17 protein-coding genes are annotated in these 23,061 nt (G+C 49.4%); 12 read left to right on the forward strand and 5 right to left on the reverse strand.

The genetic code is table 11. The features are described 5' to 3' along the window. Positions 1-34: 34 nt before the first annotated feature. The 4 genes from NT073_RS26455 to NT073_RS26470 all read left to right on the forward strand — a co-directional run bounded on the left by NT073_RS26455 (position 35) and on the right by NT073_RS26470 (position 3,859). Positions 35-889, forward strand: coding sequence for an SDR family oxidoreductase (locus NT073_RS26455; protein ID WP_297379706.1), 855 nt, complete (start codon positions 35-37; stop codon positions 887-889). A 94-nt stretch (positions 890-983) separates the two neighbouring features. Continuing rightward, positions 984-1,847 carry an SDR family oxidoreductase gene (locus NT073_RS26460; protein WP_297379708.1) on the forward strand — a complete coding sequence of 288 codons (864 nt, stop codon included), beginning with the start codon at positions 984-986 and terminating at the stop codon, positions 1,845-1,847. 65 nt (positions 1,848-1,912) lie between these two features. Beyond that, positions 1,913-3,277 (forward strand): cytochrome P450, encoded by a 1,365-nt coding sequence (locus NT073_RS26465; protein WP_297379711.1) that lies wholly within the window; start codon positions 1,913-1,915, stop codon positions 3,275-3,277. Positions 3,278-3,481: 204 nt separating this feature from the next. After that, positions 3,482-3,859 carry an HPF/RaiA family ribosome-associated protein gene (locus tag NT073_RS26470; RefSeq protein ID WP_297379713.1) on the forward strand — a complete coding sequence of 126 codons (378 nt, stop codon included), beginning with the start codon at positions 3,482-3,484 and terminating at the stop codon, positions 3,857-3,859. An 84-nt stretch (positions 3,860-3,943) separates the two neighbouring features. On the opposite strand, the gene metK is transcribed toward NT073_RS26470, so the two are convergent. Further along, the gene (metK, locus tag NT073_RS26475) at positions 3,944-5,221 is read right to left on the reverse strand and encodes a methionine adenosyltransferase (RefSeq protein ID WP_297379715.1); all 1,278 of its coding nucleotides are present in this window, start codon (positions 5,219-5,221) and stop codon (positions 3,944-3,946) included. Between the two features lie 200 nt (positions 5,222-5,421). Here metK and NT073_RS26480 point away from each other — a divergent pair, with 200 nt between their 5' ends. Next, on the forward strand, positions 5,422-8,766 hold the full coding sequence (locus tag NT073_RS26480) for a two-component regulator propeller domain-containing protein (protein ID WP_297379718.1): 3,345 nt from the start codon (positions 5,422-5,424) through the stop codon (positions 8,764-8,766). Positions 8,767-8,809: 43 nt separating this feature from the next. Here NT073_RS26480 and NT073_RS26485 read toward each other — a convergent pair whose 3' ends face one another. The 3 genes from NT073_RS26485 to NT073_RS26495 all read right to left on the reverse strand — a co-directional run bounded on the left by NT073_RS26485 (position 8,810) and on the right by NT073_RS26495 (position 11,949). Continuing rightward, positions 8,810-9,991, reverse strand: coding sequence for a lycopene cyclase family protein (locus tag NT073_RS26485; RefSeq protein ID WP_297379720.1), 1,182 nt, complete (start codon positions 9,989-9,991; stop codon positions 8,810-8,812). Positions 9,992-10,123: 132 nt separating this feature from the next. Next, on the reverse strand, positions 10,124-11,032 hold the full coding sequence (gene lipA / locus NT073_RS26490; protein ID WP_297379723.1) for a lipoyl synthase: 909 nt from the start codon (positions 11,030-11,032) through the stop codon (positions 10,124-10,126). Between the two features lie 131 nt (positions 11,033-11,163). After that, positions 11,164-11,949 (reverse strand): hypothetical protein, encoded by a 786-nt coding sequence (locus NT073_RS26495; RefSeq protein WP_297379725.1) that lies wholly within the window; start codon positions 11,947-11,949, stop codon positions 11,164-11,166. Positions 11,950-12,148: 199 nt separating this feature from the next. On the opposite strand from NT073_RS26495, the gene NT073_RS26500 reads away from it, so the two are divergent. Further along, the gene (locus tag NT073_RS26500; RefSeq protein WP_297379728.1) at positions 12,149-12,583 is read left to right on the forward strand and encodes an OsmC family protein; all 435 of its coding nucleotides are present in this window, start codon (positions 12,149-12,151) and stop codon (positions 12,581-12,583) included. 21 nt (positions 12,584-12,604) lie between these two features. Here NT073_RS26500 and NT073_RS26505 read toward each other — a convergent pair whose 3' ends face one another. Then, positions 12,605-13,417 carry a hypothetical protein gene (locus NT073_RS26505; RefSeq protein ID WP_297379732.1) on the reverse strand — a complete coding sequence of 271 codons (813 nt, stop codon included), beginning with the start codon at positions 13,415-13,417 and terminating at the stop codon, positions 12,605-12,607. 562 nt (positions 13,418-13,979) lie between these two features. Between NT073_RS26505 and NT073_RS26510 the strand changes: the two genes are divergently transcribed. The 6 genes from NT073_RS26510 to NT073_RS26535 all read left to right on the forward strand — a co-directional run bounded on the left by NT073_RS26510 (position 13,980) and on the right by NT073_RS26535 (position 22,992). Further along, positions 13,980-14,768: a FecR family protein gene (locus NT073_RS26510; protein WP_297379735.1), complete on the forward strand. Its 789-nt coding sequence runs from the start codon at positions 13,980-13,982 to the stop codon at positions 14,766-14,768. 31 nt (positions 14,769-14,799) lie between these two features. Then, positions 14,800-17,904 (forward strand): TonB-dependent receptor, encoded by a 3,105-nt coding sequence (locus NT073_RS26515; protein WP_297379737.1) that lies wholly within the window; start codon positions 14,800-14,802, stop codon positions 17,902-17,904. A 50-nt stretch (positions 17,905-17,954) separates the two neighbouring features. Next, positions 17,955-19,640, forward strand: coding sequence for a RagB/SusD family nutrient uptake outer membrane protein (locus NT073_RS26520; protein ID WP_297379740.1), 1,686 nt, complete (start codon positions 17,955-17,957; stop codon positions 19,638-19,640). Positions 19,641-19,841: 201 nt separating this feature from the next. Continuing rightward, positions 19,842-20,768, forward strand: coding sequence for a sugar phosphate isomerase/epimerase (locus NT073_RS26525; protein ID WP_297379743.1), 927 nt, complete (start codon positions 19,842-19,844; stop codon positions 20,766-20,768). 90 nt (positions 20,769-20,858) lie between these two features. After that, on the forward strand, positions 20,859-21,602 hold the full coding sequence (locus NT073_RS26530; protein WP_297379746.1) for a DUF1080 domain-containing protein: 744 nt from the start codon (positions 20,859-20,861) through the stop codon (positions 21,600-21,602). A 64-nt stretch (positions 21,603-21,666) separates the two neighbouring features. Then, positions 21,667-22,992, forward strand: coding sequence for a Gfo/Idh/MocA family oxidoreductase (locus NT073_RS26535; protein WP_297379750.1), 1,326 nt, complete (start codon positions 21,667-21,669; stop codon positions 22,990-22,992). Positions 22,993-23,061 lie beyond the last annotated feature (69 nt).

A 23,061-nucleotide genomic window follows, 5' to 3' on the forward strand; every position in this document is an offset into this window, starting at 1 on the left:
ACTTATTTACGTAAGTACAACCAACAGCAACGTTATGAACATAGATATTCCCCCACAGCATCAGGACCTCCAGCCGGGCATTGAAGCCGAACTGACCCCACAACCGGAGTTCATTCGGGAATCGTACAAGGGAGCAAACAAATTAAAAGGAAAAGTAGCGCTCATTACCGGTGGCGACTCCGGCATCGGGCGGGCAGTGGCCGTTCATTTTGCCCGCGAAGGCGCCGATGTAGCCATTTCGTACACCAACCGCGAAGAACAGGACGCCCAAAAGACCAAATCGCTCGTGGAAGCCGAAGGCCGGAAGTGCCTGCTGCTTCCCGGCGATATCCGGCAGGAAGCCCAATGCCACCAACTGGTGAGCGACACCATTAGTGAGTTCGGGAGGCTGAATATTCTGGTTAACAATGCAGCCTTGCAGTTGCAGCACAAAGAACTGGAAGACATTCGCGACGAAGACCTACTGGCAACCTACGAAACCAACATTTACTCGTTTTTCCGGATCACGAAAGCCGCCGAACCCCATCTGCAAAAAGGCGACTGTGTGATTAACACCACATCCGTCACCGCCTATCAGGGTCGGGCCGATCTGCTCGAATACTCGTCGACAAAAGGCGCTATTATGACCTTTACCCGCGCTTTGTCGAGCAATCTCATTCAAAAAGGTATTCGGGTAAATGCTGTTGCCCCAGGTCCTATCTGGACACCGCTCAACCCGGCCTCGGTGAGTGCCGAAGAAGTGGCAGAATTTGGGAAAGATGTGCCCATGAAACGGCCCGGTCAACCCAGCGAAGTGGCCCCGGCTTACGTCTTTCTGGCCTCGGAAGATGCTTCTTACATCACCGGACAGGTATTGCACCCCAATGGCGGCACCATCGTCAATGCATAACCAATGCGCAGGCAGGAATTGAGAACAGACACTCATGAGGACTAGTGCCCTCGTCTTCTCGCTCCTAAGTCCTCGCTTCTAACTCCTTCAAAAAATGACACAAATGGAAGTTGAAACCAAGGCCCAGCATCAGGATGAACAGCCGGGCCTGGAATACAAAATGGACCCCCAACCGATTTACATTCGGGACAATTATCAGGGGGCCGATAAATTAAACGGCAAAGTCGCCGTCATCACCGGTGGCGACTCGGGTATTGGCCGGGCGGTGGCCATTCACTTTGCCCGAGAAGGGGCAGATCTGGCCCTGTTTTACCACCCGCGCGAAGAACAGGATGCGCAGAAGACAAAATCGCTCGTGGAAGCCGAAGGGAAGCAATGCCTGCTGATTCCGGGCGATTTAAAAGATGTTTCCTTTATTCAGAGCGCCGTCGATACAATTATTGACAGCTACGGCCGGGTGAACATTCTGGTCAATAATGCAGCCAATCATGTCGAGCAAAAAGAGTTTACCGGCATTTCGGACCAGCAAATGCGCGAAACCTTCGAGCTGAATATTCTGGCTATGTTCCGGCTCACGAAGGCACTGCTGCCGCACATGACCGCTCAGGACTGCATTATCAATACGACTTCGGTTGTCTCCTATCGCGGGAGTCAGGCACTGATTGATTACGCATCGACCAAAGGAGCCGTAACGGCCTTTACACGTTCGTTGTCGCAGAATCTGGTCGAGAAGAATATCCGAGTCAATGCCGTAGCTCCGGGTCCGATCTGGACACCGCTGATCGTTGCCACTAAAACACTGGAAGAAGTTGAAAACTTTGGCAAAGAGGTGCCCATGGAGCGGCCGGGACAACCCGCAGAACTGGCACCGGCCTACGTGTTTCTGGCGTCGGAAGATGCTTCCTATTTCACGGGCCAGGTCATCCACGTCAACGGTGGCGAGGTGGTGAACTCGTAGCAATTTTTAGCACTCAGCCGTATCTTTATAGCCGTTCCGAACATAAGTTCGGAACGGCTTTTTTAATGGAAACAACTGCCGCCCCTACCCGTCCGGTCCCGCTGCACCCCGGCTTGCCATTTCTGGGTAATACCCTTGCCTTCGTTCGCGACCCATTGAGCATTCTGCATGCGCTGCAACGGAAACAGGAACGTATCGTCCACCTGCGCATTGGCGGTCGAAACCAGTATCTGGTGTTTCAACCCGAAGACAGCAAGCATATTTTACAGGAGAACAACCGCAATTATGGCCGTTCGCCTGCCTTCGAGGTGCTCAAAATTTTCCTGGGAAACGGTCTGCTGACCAGCGATGGTGATTTCTGGCGTCGGCAACGGCGCCTGGCCCAACCGGCGTTTCATCGGCAAAAGCTGGCGGCACTGGCCGACACAATGGTGGCCGAAACCGTAGACTGGCTCGACACACTAAACCCATCCGACACCCGGCAGCCGGTCAACGTATCGCAGTCCTTTATGGATGTAACCATGCGAATTGTTTGCAAGACCCTGTTCGGTTCAGATACCAACGGCAAACTCGATGGGCTTTCCCACGCGCTGGACTCGCTCAATTACCTGGCCAACAGCCGGATGTTATCGCCCATCCGCTTTCCGATGAGCTGGCCCACGCCCCATAACCAACGATCCAAACGCGCCCAGCGGCAGGTAGATACGTTTATTTTTGACCTGATCGACCAGCGTCGGCAACAGCACGAAGACAAAGACGATCTGCTGGGTATGCTGCTGAGTGCCGAAGATGAAGAAACGGGCGAGCGTATGTCGGACCAGCAACTGCGCGATGAATGCGTGACGATATTCTCGGCAGGCCACGAGACAACGGCGGTGTCGATGGCCTGGACGATTTACCTGCTCACACAACACCCCGACATTCTGGCGCGGCTTCAGGAAGAAAGTGAAGCTGTTCTGGGCGATGCCCGGATACCATCAGCCGAGGCTTTCCGCCGGTTAACTTATACCATGCAGGTTGTTCAGGAATCGCTGCGCCTGTACCCACCCGCCTGGATCATGAGCCGCCGGGCTCGCGAGGACGACCACATCGGCCCTTACACAATACCGGCTAGCGACACCGCGCTGGTATGTCCGTATCTGCTCCACCGCGACCCTGTCAACTGGCCCGATCCCGAACGTTTCGACCCGAACAGGTTTGCACCGGGCGGCCCTAAAGACCAACTGCATTCCTATGCGTATCTGCCTTTTGGCGGTGGTCCCCGTTTGTGTATCGGCAATCAGTTTGCACTCATGGAAATGCAGATCCTCCTAGCCCTGTTTGTGCGAAAATTTAGCGTGAGTGGTCTACCCAATCAGCGCATTGTTCCTAAACCGCTCATCACGCTACGTCCCAATCAACCAATACAGGTAATTTTGTCGAAGCCATAAATTAGACTTTTTCAAGAAGTTTTGCATTCGATCGTTCCACGCCTGTATACAAACATGGCCTGTTACAGAGTATTAACTTTCAGTAACATAAATACCCGTGAAACAGGGTTGCATCTTTCATAGGCCCTATTGACTTTGTGGTTGCTATACCCAAACTTAGATAGTCCATTGATGTTCTGATCAATTCACCTTAAAAGCGACACAATGAGACTACAAATGCATGCCGTTAAGTTCACGGCCGACCAAAGCCTGTTAGATTTTATCCAGGCGAAACTCGACAAATTAGACACGTTCCATGACCGTATTATCAGCGGAGAAGTATTTCTTCGGTTAGAGGGTGCGGACTCCAACAAAGTCAAAGAGAAGATAGTCGAAGTGAGGCTACTGCTTCCAGGCAAAGAGCTCTTCGTCAAAGAACACGATAAGAGCTTCGAAAGCGCAACCGACCGCGTGATGGACGTTCTTAAAGATAAACTTGTCCGGTTTAAACAAAAACGAAATGATATTTCCAGCCCGGCCATTGCAGAAGCGAAAACACGGGTAGATGCAGAAGACGAGGTCTACGAGGCCGATGAGTTATAAACTAAGATAATACCTCATGACAAGCAGAACGCCACTCCGGACTGGAGTGGCGTTCTGCTTGTCATGAGGCTGGTCTGTGTTATGCTATAAACCGAACGCTTGTTTAATCTGATCGACAAAATCAAGTTTTTCCCAGGTAAACAGCTCTACTTCAACCTCTTTCGTCTGCCCGTTTGAACCAAACGTTTTCTTTACGATCTCGTTTTTGCGGCCCATATGACCGTATGCGGCTGTTTCAGAATAAATTGGATTACGGAGCTTCAGCCGTTGTTCGATTGCATAGGGGCGCATATCGAAAATCTGACCAACTTTCTCAGCAATGACTCCATCATGCATATCCACTTTTGCAGTGCCGTAGGTGTTCACGTACAAACCGCATGGTTTGGCAACGCCAATGGCATAAGACACTTGCACCAGCACCTGATCGCAAAGACCGGCGGCTACCAGATTTTTAGCAATGTGCCGGGTAGCATACGCTGCAGACCGGTCTACTTTAGAGGGATCTTTACCCGAGAAAGCTCCACCGCCGTGAGCACCTTTACCACCATATGTATCCACAATGATTTTCCGGCCCGTCAGACCCGTATCGCCGTGTGGCCCCCCAATGACAAACTTGCCGGTTGGGTTAATGTAATACGTGATATTGTCGGTGAACAACCCGTGCAGTTCAGCCTTCTGGGCCGCCTTCACGCGGGGAATCACAATAGTGATAATATCTTCCTTGATTTTGGCCAGCATCGTATCGTCGTCAGCAAAATCGTCGTGTTGCGTTGATACCACGATGGTATCAATCCGAATAGGCTGGTGATCGTCAGAGTACTCAATCGTTACCTGCGATTTGGCATCGGGCCGCAGGTACGGCATCAGTTCCAGTTCGTTATTGCGGATTTGTGACATCTCCCGCAGAATGGCATGAGCCAGATCGAGCGGCAGGGGCATGAAGTTATCCGTTTCGTTCGTGGCGTATCCAAACATCATACCCTGATCGCCAGCACCCTGAGCGTTGGCCAGCGTTTCGAAATCAGCATTCTCCACCTTCCGATCAACGCCCTGATTGATATCAGCCGACTGGTCATGCAGCGCCGAAAAAATACCGCAGGAGTTAGCCTCGAACATGTACTCGCTTTTGGTATAGCCAATTTTACGAATTACATCGCGGGTAATTTTCTGTACGTCCAGGTAAGTGTCCGTCTTGATTTCACCAGCCAGTACAACCTGACCTGTTGTCACGAGCGTTTCACAGGCGACCTTACTGGCCGGGTCAAATGCCAGGAAATTATCAATCAATGCATCGGAGATTTGGTCGGCTACTTTATCGGGGTGGCCCTCAGAAACAGATTCAGACGTGAAGAGATAAGGCATTTCTCTATTTTATGACTTGGTTAGAAACTACAAAGCTACAAGTTTCTGATCAGGGGGCAAGCAAAGGCTACGTTATGGACGAACACTTCATCGAAACTAGACTCAAATGCTTTCTTTTAGCCGCTGTATCGACAAAATCTACAAACTTTATATCTTACTACCCGTTTCCTGATATTGGCTTCAGACGGCTCCAACCTTTTATGAACACACATAGGACACATTTCGACCACTGGTTTGAATCGGTTTGTGCACGTTGGTTTGGGTGGTACACCGTCATGTTTATACTGTCTGTTTCGTTTTCCCGCACAAGCGCCCAGCCAGCAGCAGACAAGTTTGACCATTTATCAACGAAAAATGGCCTTTCCAATAACTCAGTCAACTGTATCCTTCAGGATCGGGAAGGGTTTATGTGGTTCGGTACGAACGATGGGCTCAACAAGTATGATGGCTATTCGTTTCAGGTTTTTCAGACCGACCCCGCCCGTCCTGCGCACAGTTTAACTGACAACCGTATTATGGGCCTTTGCGAAGACCCGAAAAACCGACTATGGGTGGTTACGGAAGGGGCTGGTTTGCATGAAGTCAATAAACAAACGGGTGATGTAACTCACCATCCCATTCATGCTAACCATGAGAACTGGTGGAACAATCAGGTATCTGTATATGCAGATCGGCAGGGGGTTTTGTGGCTCTGCTCTTACGGCGGACTTATTCGGTATGAACCGGAAAGCCATCATTTCACGCTGTACCCATCGCCCAAACGAGAAGTTCCGGTAAAAAGCGTTTTCGAAGATCGGCAAAACCGATTTTGGGTAGCTACCTCGCAGGGGCTGTATTTATTTGATCGGCAAACCGGCCACTTTGCGCTGTTGCCCATTCAAAAAGCTATGGACCCACAACCCTGGTTCGGCCCCATGTATCTGGACAGCAACGATGTTCTTTGGCTTGGTGCCGTTGGGAAAGGCCTTTTTCAGCTTGACCTCCGCCATCCACCCCTCCAGATCGTGCCTTATGCCGCGAAAGGTACAATCAATAAATATATGTATCTGAGCGCACTCCACCGCGACCAGCAGGGGTTTATGTGGATGGGTACAACCGATGGGTTACAACGCATAGACACTAAAACGGCACAGGTGTTCACCTACCTTCCCGATCCGGATGCACTCCATAATTTAGGGAGTATAAATGTGCAGGCTGTTTTTCATGACCGGGCCGGCACGCTCTGGGCAGGTACTGATAACGGTATCGACAAACAGGCACTCAATACTAAACCGTTTACGACTTATCAGATAAGACGCAGCATAGGAATTGTTAATCTACCTGAAAATAAAGTCGCTACGCTGGCAATAGATAGCCGCAACCGAGTCTGGTTCAGTAATCAGGAAAAACTGTATCGATTGAATTTACGGACAAATCAGATTACCGAAATTCCGGCAAGCCTGTTTGGCAACGCGTCACAACATAAAAATAACCTACATGCCCTGCTGCCCGATGGTCCCGACGGAATATGGATTGGAACATGGAATGGCCTCTATCGGCTCAATCAGACGACCAATCACTCAGTTAAGTTTCCAACTGAGATTGCCGCCCAGTTTGTAAGCCGGGACGCTCACGGCCTGCTATGGCTGAGCGGTGAAGGAGGTGTTGCTTCGTTCAATCCCGTTACGCATCAGTTCCATTATTATAAATATGACCCGTCGGACACAAGCGGCTTACCTGAAAAGTACATTTATGGTATGCTGGTCAGCCAGACGGGCGATATCTGGTTAACCCTTCGGGGAAAAGGGCTGAGTCGGCTAAATCCACAATCGGGTCGATTCACCCACTACACGGCCGGTCTGAAACCGGGACAGTTGAACAGCAACGAGATCGGAACCATTTATGAGGACAGATCAGGCACCATCTGGCTGGGTAGTACCCGGGGCGGCCTAAACTGGTTTGACCCGAAAACCGGCAAATTTTCACACCTTACTACTAAAGACGGCCTACCCAGCGACTGGATTATTGGTATAACGGAAGACAACCGTGGCTACTTGTGGCTAAGCACGAATAAGGGACTCTGCCGGTTTGATCCGCGAACCAAATCGTTTCGTCCCTACGACAACAACGACGGGTTACCAAACAACGATTTTCGGGTAAATACCGTGTCGCGGTCCGGGAACTCCCTTTTCTTCGGTACCCTCAACGGACTGGTTCGGTTTAATCCCGATAGTATTCAAACCGACAGGCAACCCTTTCCGGTTTACGTTACTACATTTAAAGTAGGCGATAGCCTCCTGCCGGTAACTCGTAAACAGTATACGCTGGCCCATCATGAAAACTATCTGTCGTTTGAGTTCGTAGCCCTGACGTACGGCCTGCCGGAGCGAAATCAATACGCCTACAAGCTAAGCGGTATTGATAATGACTGGGTGAAAAACGGGAGCCGTCGGTTTGCCAGCTACACGAACTTACCGCCCGGCAAGTATACCTTTCAGGTCAAAGCAGCCAATAGCGATGGCGTCTGGCGCCAGCTCGAAAGCCCACTTACCATCCAGATTCTTACCCCCTGGTGGCAAACCTGGCCTGCTTATGTGCTGTATGCGTTAATTGGACTGGGGATTATGTGGGCATTGGCAACGTATCGATCCCGAAAGCTACTCTTGGCCAATCGGCGGCTGGAAGATATTATAGCCAATCGAACCAACGAGATTCGGCGGCAGAGCGATCAACTGGCCTTGCAGCGCGACAGTCTGGAAAAAACCCTGACCGAGCTGACCTCTACCCAACGGCAATTGATTCATCGGGAAAAAATGGCTTCGCTGGGTGAATTGACGGCGGGTATTGCACATGAAATTCAAAACCCACTTAACTTCGTCAACAATTTTTCGGAAGTAAGTGCTGAACTGGCCGGAGAGCTTCTCGATCTATTGGCAAATGGCCAGCAGGCAAATGCCGCCACCTTGGCCAGCTACATACAGACCAACCTCCAAAAAATTACTCATCATGGCAAACGTGCCGACTCCATTGTAAAAAACATGCTGCAGCACACCCGTTTCAGCAACGGGAAAAAGTTTCCGACCAACCTGAACAAACTGATTGACGAGCACCTGCGTTTGGCCTATCAGGGAGTCCGCGTAAACGATAAATCACTTACGGTTCACCTGGTCACAGACTTCGACTCTACGCTTAGCGTCCTGGACGTAGTGCCTCAGGACATTGGCCGGGTACTTCTGAATCTGTTTAACAATGCGTTTTATTCAATAGCCGCGAAGCAGAAAGGTGGGGCTGTGGACTATGAGCCTGAAATAAGGGTTAGTACACGCCGGCATCCAACTTTCGTTGAGCTACGAATACGCGATAACGGACTCGGCATTCCACAGACAGTTCTCGAAAAGATCTACCAGCCTTTTTTTACAACCAAACCCAGCGGTCAGGGCACTGGGCTGGGATTATCACTCAGCTATGACATTATTACGAAAGGCCATGAAGGCGAATTGAGTGTCGATACCAGCGAAGGGCAGTTTGCCGAGTTTATAATCAAACTTCCTTTACCTCCTGCCTAATTGTCTGCCAGCACCCAGGAATTTACGGTACACATTCAGCCAGTTAACCGAACAGCCTCCGACGTATCACGTCAAACAAAGCCTTTAGAAATGGCATGAACGGCATTGTAGCAAACAACCTCAGTTCGTCGATAAAGCGTGTTTCTTCGTCAAGAAACGTAAAAACGCGTCCGGGGTTGCCAGCATAGACCCTCGTAAAGATATCATCGGCCGGATGGCGATGCTTTTCGAGTACGTTCAGGAAGATGCTGTCGTAGAGTTTAAACCGCTTCTTCAACCAGCTTACAGGCCGTTGGGGTTTGCCGGTTTGTGCCAGATTATCGACAATGCTCTGCAGGTAGCGCTGGGTTCGCTGAAAGGTATACCCGGTCGAGGGTTTTGTGTATCCGCCGGATGTACCAATCCGAATAATATGTTCTGACGGATTCTCGTGCGTTGCTTCGTCCGACATGGGAATAACGCCATACTCCGTTTCACTTATTTCATAAGCTCCGGTATTCAGAAATTGGGCGATGTAATTACGGATTTCAAGATCGTATTCTGGTTCGGATAATAGTTTATCATTAAAAAGAGTAAACTCAACCAGTGCCGATTTCTCCGTGAAAGGCAGTACATACACGAACCGGCAATCGCCATGCTGATGGATTCGAAAGTCCATTATCTCGGGCTCATGCGGATTAAAACACGGCTTCTCCGTTGTGATGACCCATCCCTTGAAATGCTGAAGCAGGTTATGGTTTTCGGATTGATCCAGTCTGAGGGAAAAGGTGCTGTCAAAAACGTAGTCGGCAATGTACGGTTCATCATCAGCAATAACGAATCCCCCCTGCGGGGTATCTTTGATACGGTTGATGGTTGCCTGCCTGCGTTCAATTGTCGGATGATTGGCCAGTTCGCGCTGAACAAATTCATAGAAGTCTATGCCGCGCAGCATCTTGTAGTCGTACGGCCCCATATCCAGTAGCCCGGCATAGGTTGTTCCATGAAAGCTAACTTTGCTCCAGGTACGAAAAAGAATTGACTCAAAGGCGTTCATGCGCGCCGGTTCCCGGCCCGAAGTGCCCTTTTTTCGGTCCCAGAAACACCAGGTCCGGTCATTGCTGTTTTTAATTTCCCGGTCAAGAATCAAAATGCTATGATTCCGCAGCGGTGACTGGCTAAGATAATAAGCAAGGCTTAACCCAGCCATGCCTCCTCCGGCAATGATGAAGTCGTATTTTTTCATGCAGTAAAGAAAAAGTCCGCACCCTAGGCCCGGACTCTCTTCTTTAAATAACGAATAAAGGGAATTGTTTGTAAAATAGTCGGTAAGTCTTTTTAGTCAGTAAGTTGGTAAGCGGCTGCACCTAAAAAAACCTTACACATTCACATGCTTTTCTGCGTGGTAACTCGACCGAACCAGTGGACCGGACTCGACGTATTTCAGTCCACGCCGGAGCCCTTCTTCACGATACATGGCAAATGTATCTGGATGAATCCACTCGATTACTTCGTGGTGCATTTTAGTAGGCTGGAGGTATTGCCCCAGCGTTAGAATATCCAGCCCATTGGCAGCAAGATCATCCATAGCTTTGACCACTTCATCCTTTGTTTCACCCAGACCCAGCATAATACCTGATTTAGTGCGCTGGCCATAGTCTTTCGTACGCCGGATCTGTTCAAGGCTACGCTCGTAGCGAGCCTGCGGCCGAACGCGTCGATAGAGCCGCTCCACGGTTTCCATGTTATGCGAAACGACTTCCTGCCCGGCCGAAATCATCCGTTCAAGCGCTCCCCAATTGCCTTTGGTATCCGGAATCAGGGTTTCGATGGTTGTTGAGGGCGATGCTTCTTTGATAAGTCGAACGGTTTGGTACCATATCTCAGCGCCCCGATCTTTTAGTTCATCCCGATTCACCGACGTAAGCACCGCGTGTTTAACCTTCATGAGCACGATCGCTTCGGCCACACGTCGGGGTTCATCGGTGTCATATTCGTTGGGCCTGCCAGTGGCGACAGCACAAAATGTACAGCTTCGGGTACACACATTCCCCAGAATCATAAACGTAGCAGTGCCCGCTCCCCAGCATTCACCCATGTTTGGGCAATTTCCACTTTCGCAAATTGTGTGGAGTTTATGTTCGTCCACCAACTTACGGACTTTAGCATATTCGGGGCCAATGGGCAACTTAACGCGCAGCCAGTCCGGACGTTTGGGTCGGGGTGCCGCATCAGCGCCCGCCCGATTACGTTGTTGTTCGGAGGGTATTACAGGTAGTTCAATCATGTCTCCTCAATCCTTTCCAGCAAAATTCGTTTTTTGGATGTAAAGTTCATAACGATACCAAAGGGCCAGGAGCACTGGTGTAAATCCGGCTTATTTTTGCCTTACCCAATGCCCCTCGCCCTTTGAAAATTTTATTTCTTACTTCCGAAAAACAGGGTAATATAGCCCGTTGTGAAGAAACTCCTGTTTCCGTCCTCACGGCTACCATTGGGACTTGAGTTGGGAATGATAATGATTCTGTTCGGGAAAGCCTCGGCCAAAAAGCCGATTTCTACCCCCGTCGTGTTATTTCTGAAGGCGCTGAGTTCAAAGCTAAGCGCTGCTTTTACGTTGAGACCAACGGTTAACTTCGACTCGCCAATACCCTGAAAAAAGCCACCGGCACCAGTAACGGTCTCCCCTGCCGAGGTGGCGAAGCCATTTACCTGAGAAGCGGGCACCGATCGGGTCTGATTGCCATACGAAACTTCCAGATAATAAGGTTTAATAATACCCACAGACGGTCCTGCTGCCAGAATGCCACTGATAGCGATGCCTTCGTCAGAACTGCGCTGAAACAGCTTCACCTCACGGCCGTATTGGGGTCGCAATACAAAAAGATAATTTTCTTTCCCATCCAGATAGCCCGAACCAACGTTATTGATAGACGAGCGAAGTTCTTTAGGGTGCTTTACGTTAACCAGTTCAACGCTCAGATAGCGGTATTGGGGTAGGCCAAACAGGGACGATGACAGTAATTTAGATTGCCGGAACGCAAACCCGCCAACAATGCCGGAATTTGTATTGGTTGTGATGCCAAACGTTGTAATGGTCGAGTAGGAATCATCTTCGCTGTCAACCCGTTGGGCCAGCATGGTCTGACTTGGCAGAAGCCATATGCCCACCATAAGTCCCAGTATTCCGTATATAGTTTTCATTGTCGTAATATGCTGAAATAAAAATACACTTTTTTGCGGTTCCTCACAAAAAAGGGTCTAACTATTAGCGTAACCAGATGATTATTTATATGTTTCGCAAAAGTCTTTTTAGTCGGTAAGTCAATAAGCGGCTTACTGACTTATTAACTTAGGCGAAGCCGCTTACTGACTTATTGACTAACTAACTGACTAAATCTCAATGCCAACAATTCACATTGATTATCTGGGCGGCCTACGCACCGATTGCATCCACATACAATCCGGTACCCACATCAATACCGATGCACCCACCGATAACCAGGGCCTTGGTGAGGCCTTTTCGCCAACCGACCTGGTGGCCAATGCGTTAGGCACCTGTATTATAACAACCATGGCCATCTTCGCCCGGCGGGATGGAATTGAGCTGACGGGCAGTACGCTGGAGGTAACAAAGATCATGACATCTCAACCGCCCCGGCGAATCGCTCGTATCGAGGTCGAACTGGTTCTGCATACGGATGCTATGCCGGATAGCGAAACCCGCACGCGGCTCGAAAAAATTGCGCATACCTGTCCAGTGGCCATCAGCCTGCACCCCGATATTGAGCAAGCGGTGCGTATTCAGTGGGCGGAACGTGCTGTCACCACCGAGTAATTGGCTTCACCAACAGCGGCCTCATCGCTTGTTTTTCCTCTTTTGTCGCCACCGCTTGATGTCAGCGGTGAGATTTTCGAGAAAGAAAGAAGGGCCCACCGAAAAGTATAAGCCTGTATAATTTATTTGACTTTCGGGAACATCACGCTTCAGGATGAATCGGTAGCCTGTCAGAAAATTCAGACCAAACCAATGTAATGGTCTTAGCCACCGTACGGTCGGAAACTGATAAGCTGCCGATACGCCTACGCCTAAAGGCAGAAACACACCACGGGCCACTTCATATTTTTCGGCCTGTTCATCGTTGATTTCGTACCGGGAATGCCCATAGCCAAGTTCAATTGGCATACTAACTTCAAACGAGTGCCGACGCAACAGATACCGCTCGTAGTAAACGGTTGCAATTCGCAAATGACGGGTAACGGACTCCGATGTATTTGGGAGCAACCCAGGACGATCGAGCCGTTGGTTCACAAAATAGAACCCGGCTCCGGCCTTGAAACTGGCTGACCGACCAGACCTGAGCGCATCCCGATGTTGGCTGGGAGGAAATAAGAACCCTGCCCTTATCCCATATACGCTTACTGGTACACGGCGGTTGTCTTCGGTGCGCGTATCATTGAAGAAAAAAAAACGCTGGTCAGTAGACGCAGTAAATGTCAATGACTTGGGCTTTGCCTCTCTGGGGCCAGTGGTATCGGCCATCATTAATCCGGTTTCAAATTTGGGCATAGCAAAGCCGGAGAAGGCCAATAGAGTAAACAGGAAAAGTATATATATACTGCGGAACGAGTAATGCCCAGACGTCCGCTGCCGTCGAATTGTGTTTTTCATCGCGTTGATGATAACATAACGGCTTTAAAGGATAATAGTTAAAAAGTAAGCTTTTTACAAGTAAAATTTCGAGCAATAGCCTGATTATGTATCTTAATTTGTTCTCATAAGGCACCTTCAAATATACTTATAGAGAGTCGATGTACTATTAGAATAGCAGGAAACATAGTATACATTCCATTCCTAGAGGTGCCTCATCCCTAAAAAATACAATTCCCTTGATTTGCATTATCCTATATTTTATCTGCTGTAACACACTTAAAATATATTTCCCAACTCATTTTTTTACAACTATATCTTCGTGTTTTCCTTTTTGGCAACGTTCCCGGTAACGCTTGCATAAAAAAAGTGTGGATTTTTCTTTGTTATATCTAATATAATTAAGAAGCTTACATATAGATTTTAACGTAAACAGGCTAAATATATCGATAGAGATTCATCAAATTATCCACAATTCACCTGAGTGAGTCAACGGGAGTTTGGTAATGATCTACTTCTTTTGTCGAGGTAAGTAGAAACCCTTATTCCAAACGCTTTTGTTTACACGAAACAGTTATACACCGTGTCACAAAAGTCATATTCTGCTTATAGCGCTGAGGAATTCGTCCTTGATGACTTATTCGTACGATGGGTTAAACACCCGAACGACGAAGAGGTCGCGTCCTATTGGCAGATATGGTTGTCAAACCATCCTCACCAGGAAGAAACAGTAGAGACAGCACGGTACCTCATACAAACGGCCCGGCATTCTGATCTACCGGCTCTGTCGTCCGACGAGATTTCAACAGTGTGGGGACGTATACGCGAGTCGCTTCAGACTATGGAAGACGTCAGGCCACTTCAGTCCGATGTTCGGGCAATGGTTGGGTGGTGGTACTTTATGCGAACTGTTCTGGCTGCGTTTGGTGTGGTAGCTCTTATTGGCTGGGCGCTCTGGATGCAGTATGGACCCGAGCAATCAGTATGGAGCGTCAGTACCCACGCCTACCAAACTCGTCAGATTCGCTTACCGGACAATTCAACCATGACGTTGTATCCGAACAGCACCGCCCGCTACGCACGGCGTTGGTCTGACGAGACACCGAGAGCGGTGTGGTTAAAGGGGGAAGCTGATTTTTCCATCATTCACCGAAACGACACCTCATCGGCCCGCTTGTTCAGAGTACATACTGCTGGCCTGACCATCGAAGCTGTAGGAACTATCTTTCGGGTGAGACAACGGCCAACAGGAACATCGGTAGCGCTTACTTCGGGGCAGGTAAGCTTACTCGTAAAATCGAAGGAACCAATACGGCTTAAACCGGGCGAATCCATTGAGATTGCCTCAGGTACATCCAAGACATTACCCTAGTTTGTTAACTTTTACGCCAATCTAATCTAACATGCATTTAACAATTACCCAACCACCACGCCTGGCGTGGCTTCCTCTGCTTGGCCTGGCGGCACTTACGCTGGTAAGCCAGCCGGCGTTTAGTGCGCCACCCACTAATCATCCGCTTACAGACAACCCAACTCAGGAGCTAACCGTTAGCGGTAAAGTACTTTCCGGAGATGATAACACCGGGTTACCAGGCGTAAGTGTAGCCGTAAAAGGCACAACCCGCGGTACTTCCACCGACGCAAACGGAGAGTACCGTATCAGCGTGCCAAACAACCGGGCGGTACTGGTTTTCTCAGCTGTCGGTTTTGTTAGCCAGGAAGTTACTGTAGGCAACAAATCAACTGTCAACCTCACCCTGAGTACGGATACCCGTGCCCTGAACGAAGTTGTCGTTATTGGTTATGGTTCTCAGAAAAAGAGCCAGACCACTGGAGCGATCTCGTCGGTTACGCCAAAACAAATCACCGAACAGCCCATTACCAACATTGGCCAAGCCATGCAGGGCCGGGTAGCCGGTGTCGATGTGGCGCAGTCGGGTAGCCGACCAGGGTCTGTACCAACCATTCGGGTTCGGGGACGTCGTTCGTTCAACGCCGGTAACGATCCACTTTACGTAGTTGATGGTATTCCTCTATCAGAAGGTTATGAAGACATTAACCCGAACGATGTAGGCTCGATGGAAATCCTGAAAGATGCTACCGCAACGGCCATTTATGGAGCCAGAGGTGCTAACGGCGTTATCCTGGTTACAACCAAACGGGGCAACCCGGTTGGTAAAACAACCATCAGCTACGATAACTACGTTGGTTTTACCGATCCGCTTGACAAAGTAAAGCTGTTCAGTGGGTCTGAATTTGCCGAATTTGTTCGGGAAGCTTACCGGACTACGGGTAACTACAAAGACGCCAATGGCAATCCCGTTCCTACGGGTGTAGCTGATGCCTATGCTGACTCCAAGGTGGCCGTTCTGGGCGGTGACCCAAACGTTGCAGCTGGTCTGGCTGCCAACCGGAATACCGACTGGCAATCGTTAATCCTAAAGCAGGGAATTCAGCAAAACCACTCGCTGGGTATTCAGGGTGGCAATGAAAAAACGCAGTTTTATATTTCGGCTGGTTTTTTCCAGGATAAAGGGATTATGCCTGGTCTGGATTTTACCCGTTACTCGCTGCGTGCCAATATCGACCACCAGATCAATAAGGCTCTTAAAGTGGGTATTGCCTCGTATATGATGTATAGTTTACGGAATGGCGAGAACCTCAACCCGTATAACTTTACGCTTCAGCAAAATCCGCTTGGTCGCCCGTACGATGATAACGGCAACCTGATCTTCTTTCCTACGAATGATGCGTTGCTCACCAATCCGCTCGCGGAGGTTGTACCGGGTGCACAGATAGAAGAACGAAAGAAATACCGCATTTTCAACAGTATATACGCGGAAGTGAATATACTCGATGGATTGAAATACCGGGTTAATTTCGGCCCTGACTTTACCATTAACCGGTATGGCCGCTTTATCGGTGCGCAAACCAACGCCCGGAAAGGTGGTGACGCACAAGCACAAACTGCCAGTGCCTTTAACTTCAACTATACGCTGGAGAACGTTGTAACATATAACAAAAAAGTAGGCGATCACAACTTCGGTTTTACCGCCCTGCAATCCATTCAGCGTAATAATGGTGAACTGAATAACATCTCTGTTCAGGGTGTGCCAGCCGAATCGCAGCAGTTTTATAATGTAGGCAACGCCAGTGCTGTATTAGGGGTAGGTAGTGGATTGAGTCAGTGGACTATCAACTCATACATGGGTCGTATCAACTACGATTACAAAGACAAATACCTGGTAACCGCTACGTTGCGCCGGGATGGATCGAGCCGATTCGGGGTAAATACTAAATATGGTAACTTTCCCGGTATAGCGTTAGGCTGGAATGTCAGCAACGAAGACTTTATGAAAGGGTCTAGCTGGGTCGACCTGCTGAAAATCCGGGCCAGCCGTGGTTCGGTAGGTAACCAGGGGGTAGCCCCTTATCAGACGCAGGGTTTGCTGGACCGCACGGTGTACGCCTTTGGTAATACGCCTGCTTATGGCTATCGCCCTAATACGATTGGTAACCCCGACTTGCGTTGGGAGACTTCAACCAGTACAAACATTGGTATTGATTTCAGCTTATGGCGGGGCCGGGTAGCAGGTGCGATCGAATTGTATAATACCCGCACCACCGACCTGCTGCTATCTGACCTTCTGCCTACTTCAATCGGTTTCAACTCGGTAACCCGGAACATTGGCGAAACTCAGAATAAAGGGATCGAAGTGAGTGTATCGACCGTGAACGTGAATTCAAAAAGCGGGTTCAAATGGACATCCGACATTGTGTTTTCTAAGAACTCGGAAGCCATTATCTCATTGTTCAACGGACCTATTGATGACGTGGGAAACAAACGCTTCATTGGTAAGCCTTTGACGGCCATGTACGATTACAAGAAAGCAGGTATCTGGCAAACCAGCGAAGCTGATGCCGCTAAATCCTACCAGAGTGCAGTTGGTCAGATTAAGGTACAGGACACGAATAACGACGGCAAAATTACGGCTGATGACCGCGTGTACTTAGGCTCCGATATTCCTACCTGGAGTGGTGGTATCACGAACCGGTTCAGCTACAAAGGATTTGACCTGAACTTCTTTATCTACGCCCGCATTGGTCAAACCATCCTGAGTGGTTTCCACCGCGACAACAACCAGTTGGCTGGTCGTTATGAGCAGATCAAAGTGGATTACTGGACACCCAACAACCCAACGAATGAGTTCCCACGGCCTAACTCAAGTCAGGAATTCCCCGTCTATAACTCGGCCATTATCTATTTCGACGGTTCGTTCGTGAAAGTTCGTAACATCAACTTCGGTTACACGTTCCCGTCGAGCATCACCTCAAAACTACGCATGCAGTCGCTACGCCTGTTCAGCAGCATTCAGCAGCCGTTCATCTTCTCGTCCTACCGGTCGAAGTACAACGGTGTCGATCCTGAAACGAGTGATGGAACAGTGAGTAATGGTGTTACACCCGCTACCCGTGTAGTGACCTTTGGTTTGAACGTTAAATTCTAAGCACATAGCCAGTAAGCCTTGTGTTTATAAATACCTCAAGATTAAAAAACATGAAATCAAATTTCACACATAAATCATTCCGCATCCTGGCTCTTGCTGCTCTGCTGGTTAGCGGGCAGGCCTGTAAGGATGTGCTGAAGGAAACAGTAATCTCGGCAATTCCGAACGATTACATCAATACCCCAAAAGGCTTCGAAGATGCCAGCAAAGCGGCTTATTCTTCCCTGCGCAATTTCTACGCATCGGAGCGCGGCCTGACCATGACCGAGTATGGCACTGATATTTACCAGGCTGGTGCGGATGGGAGCTACAAAGGGTTTCACTTCTACGATACCCAGATGAATAGCTTCGTCGATATCATCCAGCAAGTTTGGGAAGAGTTATATAGGGGCATAAACACCTGCAACGCCGTTATTGAACGGGCACCGGCAGCTACGGTTTCTGATGCCGTGAAAAAACTGCGCGTAGCCGAGATGAAGTTTTTACGTGCCCATTATTACTTTATTCTGGTGCAGCAGTTTGGCGGTGTCGATCTAAGACTCAAAGAAACTCTAGGGCCTACGAAAGTAACCAGCCGGGCAACTGAAGCTGACGTATACAAACAGATAACAGCCGATCTTGAAGCCGCCATCCCTGACCTGGACCCAAAGATGCGGTCAGCTGATTATGGCCGGGCTACCAAAGCCGCTGCCGAACATCTGCTGGCACGCGTATATTTGACTAAAGCAACCTCATCGGCTAAAGCGTCTGACGATTATGCGAAAGCCGCTACTCTGGCACAGAGTGTCATTGCTAACTACGGCTTTAAGCTCCTGCCTGATTTTGCGAGTGTATTTGCCCAGGGAAGTGGCGAAATCAACGATGAAGTTATCTTCTCGGTTCAGTACACATCGGACCCGCTGACCAACATGAACACGGCCAACACCAACAATGGTGACGGTAACAAGCTGCACTTATACTTCGGGATGCAGTACGACGTGCAACCGGGTATGAAACGGGATATTGCCAACGACCGTCCATTTAAACGGCTTCGCCCAACAACCTACCTGCTTGAAACCGTTTTCAAAGATCGGATCAATGATTCCCGCTACAAGAAAACATTCAAGGATACCTGGCTGAGCAACAACCCCGGCACAAACCTGAATACATCCTTCGATAACAGCAAAGCCAAAATGACGTTGAAAGCGGGCGATACGGCTATCTACATACCGGGTGTTGAATGGACGATGGCCCAGCGGGCAGCCAAGCCTTATCAGGTTTTGGTCCCCAGCGCCTACACAGCAGCACTATTTCCAACGCTGCAAAAATTCCTCGATCCGCTCCGTCCTGATCTGACGTATGAGCAAGGTAGCCGCGATTATCTGGCGTTCCGTCTGGCAGAGACGTATTTGATCCTAGCCGAAGCTCAGTTAAAACAGGGTAAAACGACAGAGGCTGCTGCGGCTATTAATGCCGTTCGTCGCCGGGCCGCTTATCCGGGTAAAGAGTCAGCTATGGAGCTCCAAGCCGGTGACCTGACGATGGAGACGATCTATGAAGAGCGTGCCCGCGAAATGGCTGGTGAGCAAACCCGTTGGATGGATCTGAAGCGTTGGGGTATTCTGGTAGAGCGCGTAAAGAAATACAATCCAGACGGAGCTGTTAACGTAAAAGAAACGCACAACCTGCGTCCAATTCCGCAAACGCAGATTGACCGGACAGAGAACGCAGGATTTGCCCAGAATCCAGGATTCTAACGACTAATTGGGTGAAAGACTGAAAGAGCGAAAGAGCGGAAAACTGGCACAAGCAATTTTCGCTCCTTCGCTCTTTCAGTCTTTTCTATCAGTAGAAGTAGGGCTATACAAGCTTATTTTATCACTTCTTTATATCAAAAACTTTCATTCACAATCAGTTTATAGGCCATCGGCTACCACTGATTATTGACCCTTACGATTATGCTGGAGACGGTAAACCGACGGCAGTTTCTTACCACGGCCGGCGTGTCGGCCCTAACTTTACTGGTTGGTGCAAATCGATTATCTGCCGGTATAGCCAAACCCTCCGGCCTAAAAATCGCCTACTCGGCTATCACCTGGGGAGGTAACGATGCCCAGGCTATTGCCGACCTATCGGCAATGGGCTACCGGGGCATTCAATTGCGGGCCAATGCCTTTGGGCCTTACAAAGCCAAACCCTCGGAATTAAAAGCCCTGCTCGACCAGCACCACCTCGCGCTGGCCATGTTTTCGAGTGGGAACGTCGAGATTGACCCGGCCAAAGAACAGAGCACCATCGACATGCACGTGGCTCATGCCAGTTTTGTAAAAGCACTGGGAGGCTCGGCTATTCAATTGACCAACTCTGCCCGCCCCAAAGATCGACTGCCAACGACCGAAGAGTTGAAAAGACTCGCTGCCGTCATGAACGAAATCGGTAAACAAACCGCCGACCTGGGCGTGCAGGCCACCTATCACAACCACATGCACCAACTGGGCGAAACACCCGAAGAAGTAGATGTGATCATTCAGGCGATGAACCCTAAGTTCGTAAAGCTGGAACTCGACATTGCTCATTACAAGCAAGGCGGTGGCGAGCCCGAGAAAGCCGTGAAGCAATATAAAGACATTATCTATGCACTTCACCTGAAAGACACCATGTCGCCCCTGCCCGATAAACCGGATAACCCTAAGGCATACAAGTTTGTCGAACTGGGACGGGGTAACGTAAACGTCCCGGCTGTATTTAAAGCGCTGGAGGAAATCAAGTTCAAAGGATGGGGCATTATTGAATTGGACGGCGTACCCGAAAAAGACAAGACAGCTGCGCAGTGTGCTCAGATCAATAAAGATTACATTACAAAAACGTTAAACTTCCCGCTTTGAGTCTCTAGGTTCACTCCGTGTATCTCTGTGCCATATTTTTGTTTCACAGAGATGCACGGAGATAGCACAGAGGTTCATGGAGAAAACATTATGAAAAAAACATTCATTTTGGGCCTTTTAGCCCTTAGTTTAATTGCCGCCGAAAAACCGCAGGCCCCGAACACGCTGACAGCCCAGGAGAAAAAAGATGGCTGGAAACTGCTTTTTGATGGTAAAACAACGAATGGCTGGCGGGGAGCTTACAAAGACAAGTTTCCGGAAAAAGGATGGAGCGTTACGGATGGCCTCTTAACGATTCAACAATCGGATGGCTCTGAATCGCAAAGTTTTGGCGACATCGTTACCGATGGTGAGTACAGCGACTTCGATCTGATGTTCGATTTCAAACTAACCGAAGGGGCTAACAGTGGCGTTAAATATTATGTAGTCGAGGAATCGCCCAAGCCAAAAGGTTCGGCCTTTGGTCTGGAATTTCAGGTGCTGGATGACGACAAACACCCCGACGCCAAAATGGGCCGCAATGGTAACCGCACAGTGGGTTCACTTTATGATTTGATTCCGGCCAGTGGCAAGAAAGCGAACCCCATTGGCGAATGGAATACCGGCCGCGTTGTTTCGAAAGGCAAACATGTAGAACACTGGCTGAACGGTAAAAAAGTTGTTGAGTACGAACGAGGCAGTGAACAGTTCAGAGAACTGGTTGCCATGAGCAAATACAAAGCGCCAGAATATAATGCTCATGGCCGCTTTGGTGAAGCCGCAAAAGGCCACATCCTACTTCAGGATCATGGCAATCGGGTGTTCTACCGAAATATGAAAATTAAAGCACTCTAATCTGACTATGGGCCAATACCCTTAGATCAATTCATGTCATTTCTATTTTAATCAACTTGATCCTATGGAAAATCGTCGTGATTTTATAAAAAAATCGGCTTTGGCTGGTCTCGGCATGAGCTTCTCGGCCGGCAGTTATGCCCGCATTCTTGGCTCGAACGACCGCGTTCGGGTAGGCATCATTGGCTTCTCCGATCGTTTTCGGGCGTCATTGGCTCCCGCCTTTATGGAACATGCCAAAGCGCAGAATTTTGCCTTCGTAGGCGTGTCGGACATCTGGAGCCGCCGTCGCGAAGAAGCGGAGCAGTTTTTAAAGGGCAAAGGCTGGAACGACAGTTCGTTCTTTAAAGCCCGAAATAACGATGAACTCCTCGACCGTAAAGATGTCGACGCTGTTATCATCAGTACGGCCGATTTCCAGCATGCGCTGCATTGCGTAGCCGCCGTGGAGTCGGGTCGGGATGCCTACTGCGAAAAGCCCTTTGCCGAATCGTTGGATGATGCCCGTAAGGCTGTTAAAGCGGTAGAAAGCTCGAAGCGGATTGTGCAGGTTGGCTCACAGCGCCGGTCGGCCCCCAACTACCATTCAGCCAACGATTTCATTAAGTCAGGCAAATTCGGGGATATCACCATGGTTGAAATGACCTGGAACGTTAACCAGCCGGGTCGCTGGCGTCGGCCCAAGTTAGTATCTGAAATCCGTAAGGAAGATACTGACTGGGATCGCTACCAGCTGAACCGCCCGAAAACGGCCTGGGACCCGCGCAAGTACCTGGAGTTCCGGTTGTTCTACCCCTACTCGTCGGGTATTCCCGGCCAGTGGATGTCGCACCAGATCGACACCGTACACTGGTTCAGCGGTCTGGATCATCCCCGTTCGGTAGTAGCCAATGGCGGTGTGTACAGTTGGAAAGATGGTCGTGTCAACGCCGACACCTTCACGGCTGTATTTGATTACGGCCCTGACAACGATAAAAACAAAGGTTTTCAGGTACTTTATTCGTCCCGTATGAATAACGAAGCGGGTGGTGTAAAAGAATATTATTATTCGAACGGGGGCATGATCAACCTCGACACCAACAAGATTTCGCCGGAGGGTGGCCTGGAAGCGAAATATGCTAAAGAGATGAACATGCAGGCCAACATGTTGCCAACCATGTCATTAGGCGAAGCTGCCAAAGTAGAAACCTCTGCTAACACCGGTGGTGACCCTATGACGTCGTTACACATGCTGAACTGGATGAATTGCGTTCGTAGCCGTAAAGAGCCAAACGCACCAGCACGGGTTGGGTTCAATCACTCCGTTGCCAACATCATGGCTACTACAGCGCTACACACTGGCAAACGCGTAACCTGGGATGCCGTCAAGAATGATATGGTGATTAGTTAGTGCTTAGGTAATTGAGTGGAGTGGGTGAAGTGAGTGAAGTGAGTGGAGTATGCAACCTGACTTCACTAA

This window comes from Spirosoma sp. (assembly GCF_026391055.1).
Classification (GTDB): domain Bacteria; phylum Bacteroidota; class Bacteroidia; order Cytophagales; family Spirosomataceae; genus Spirosoma.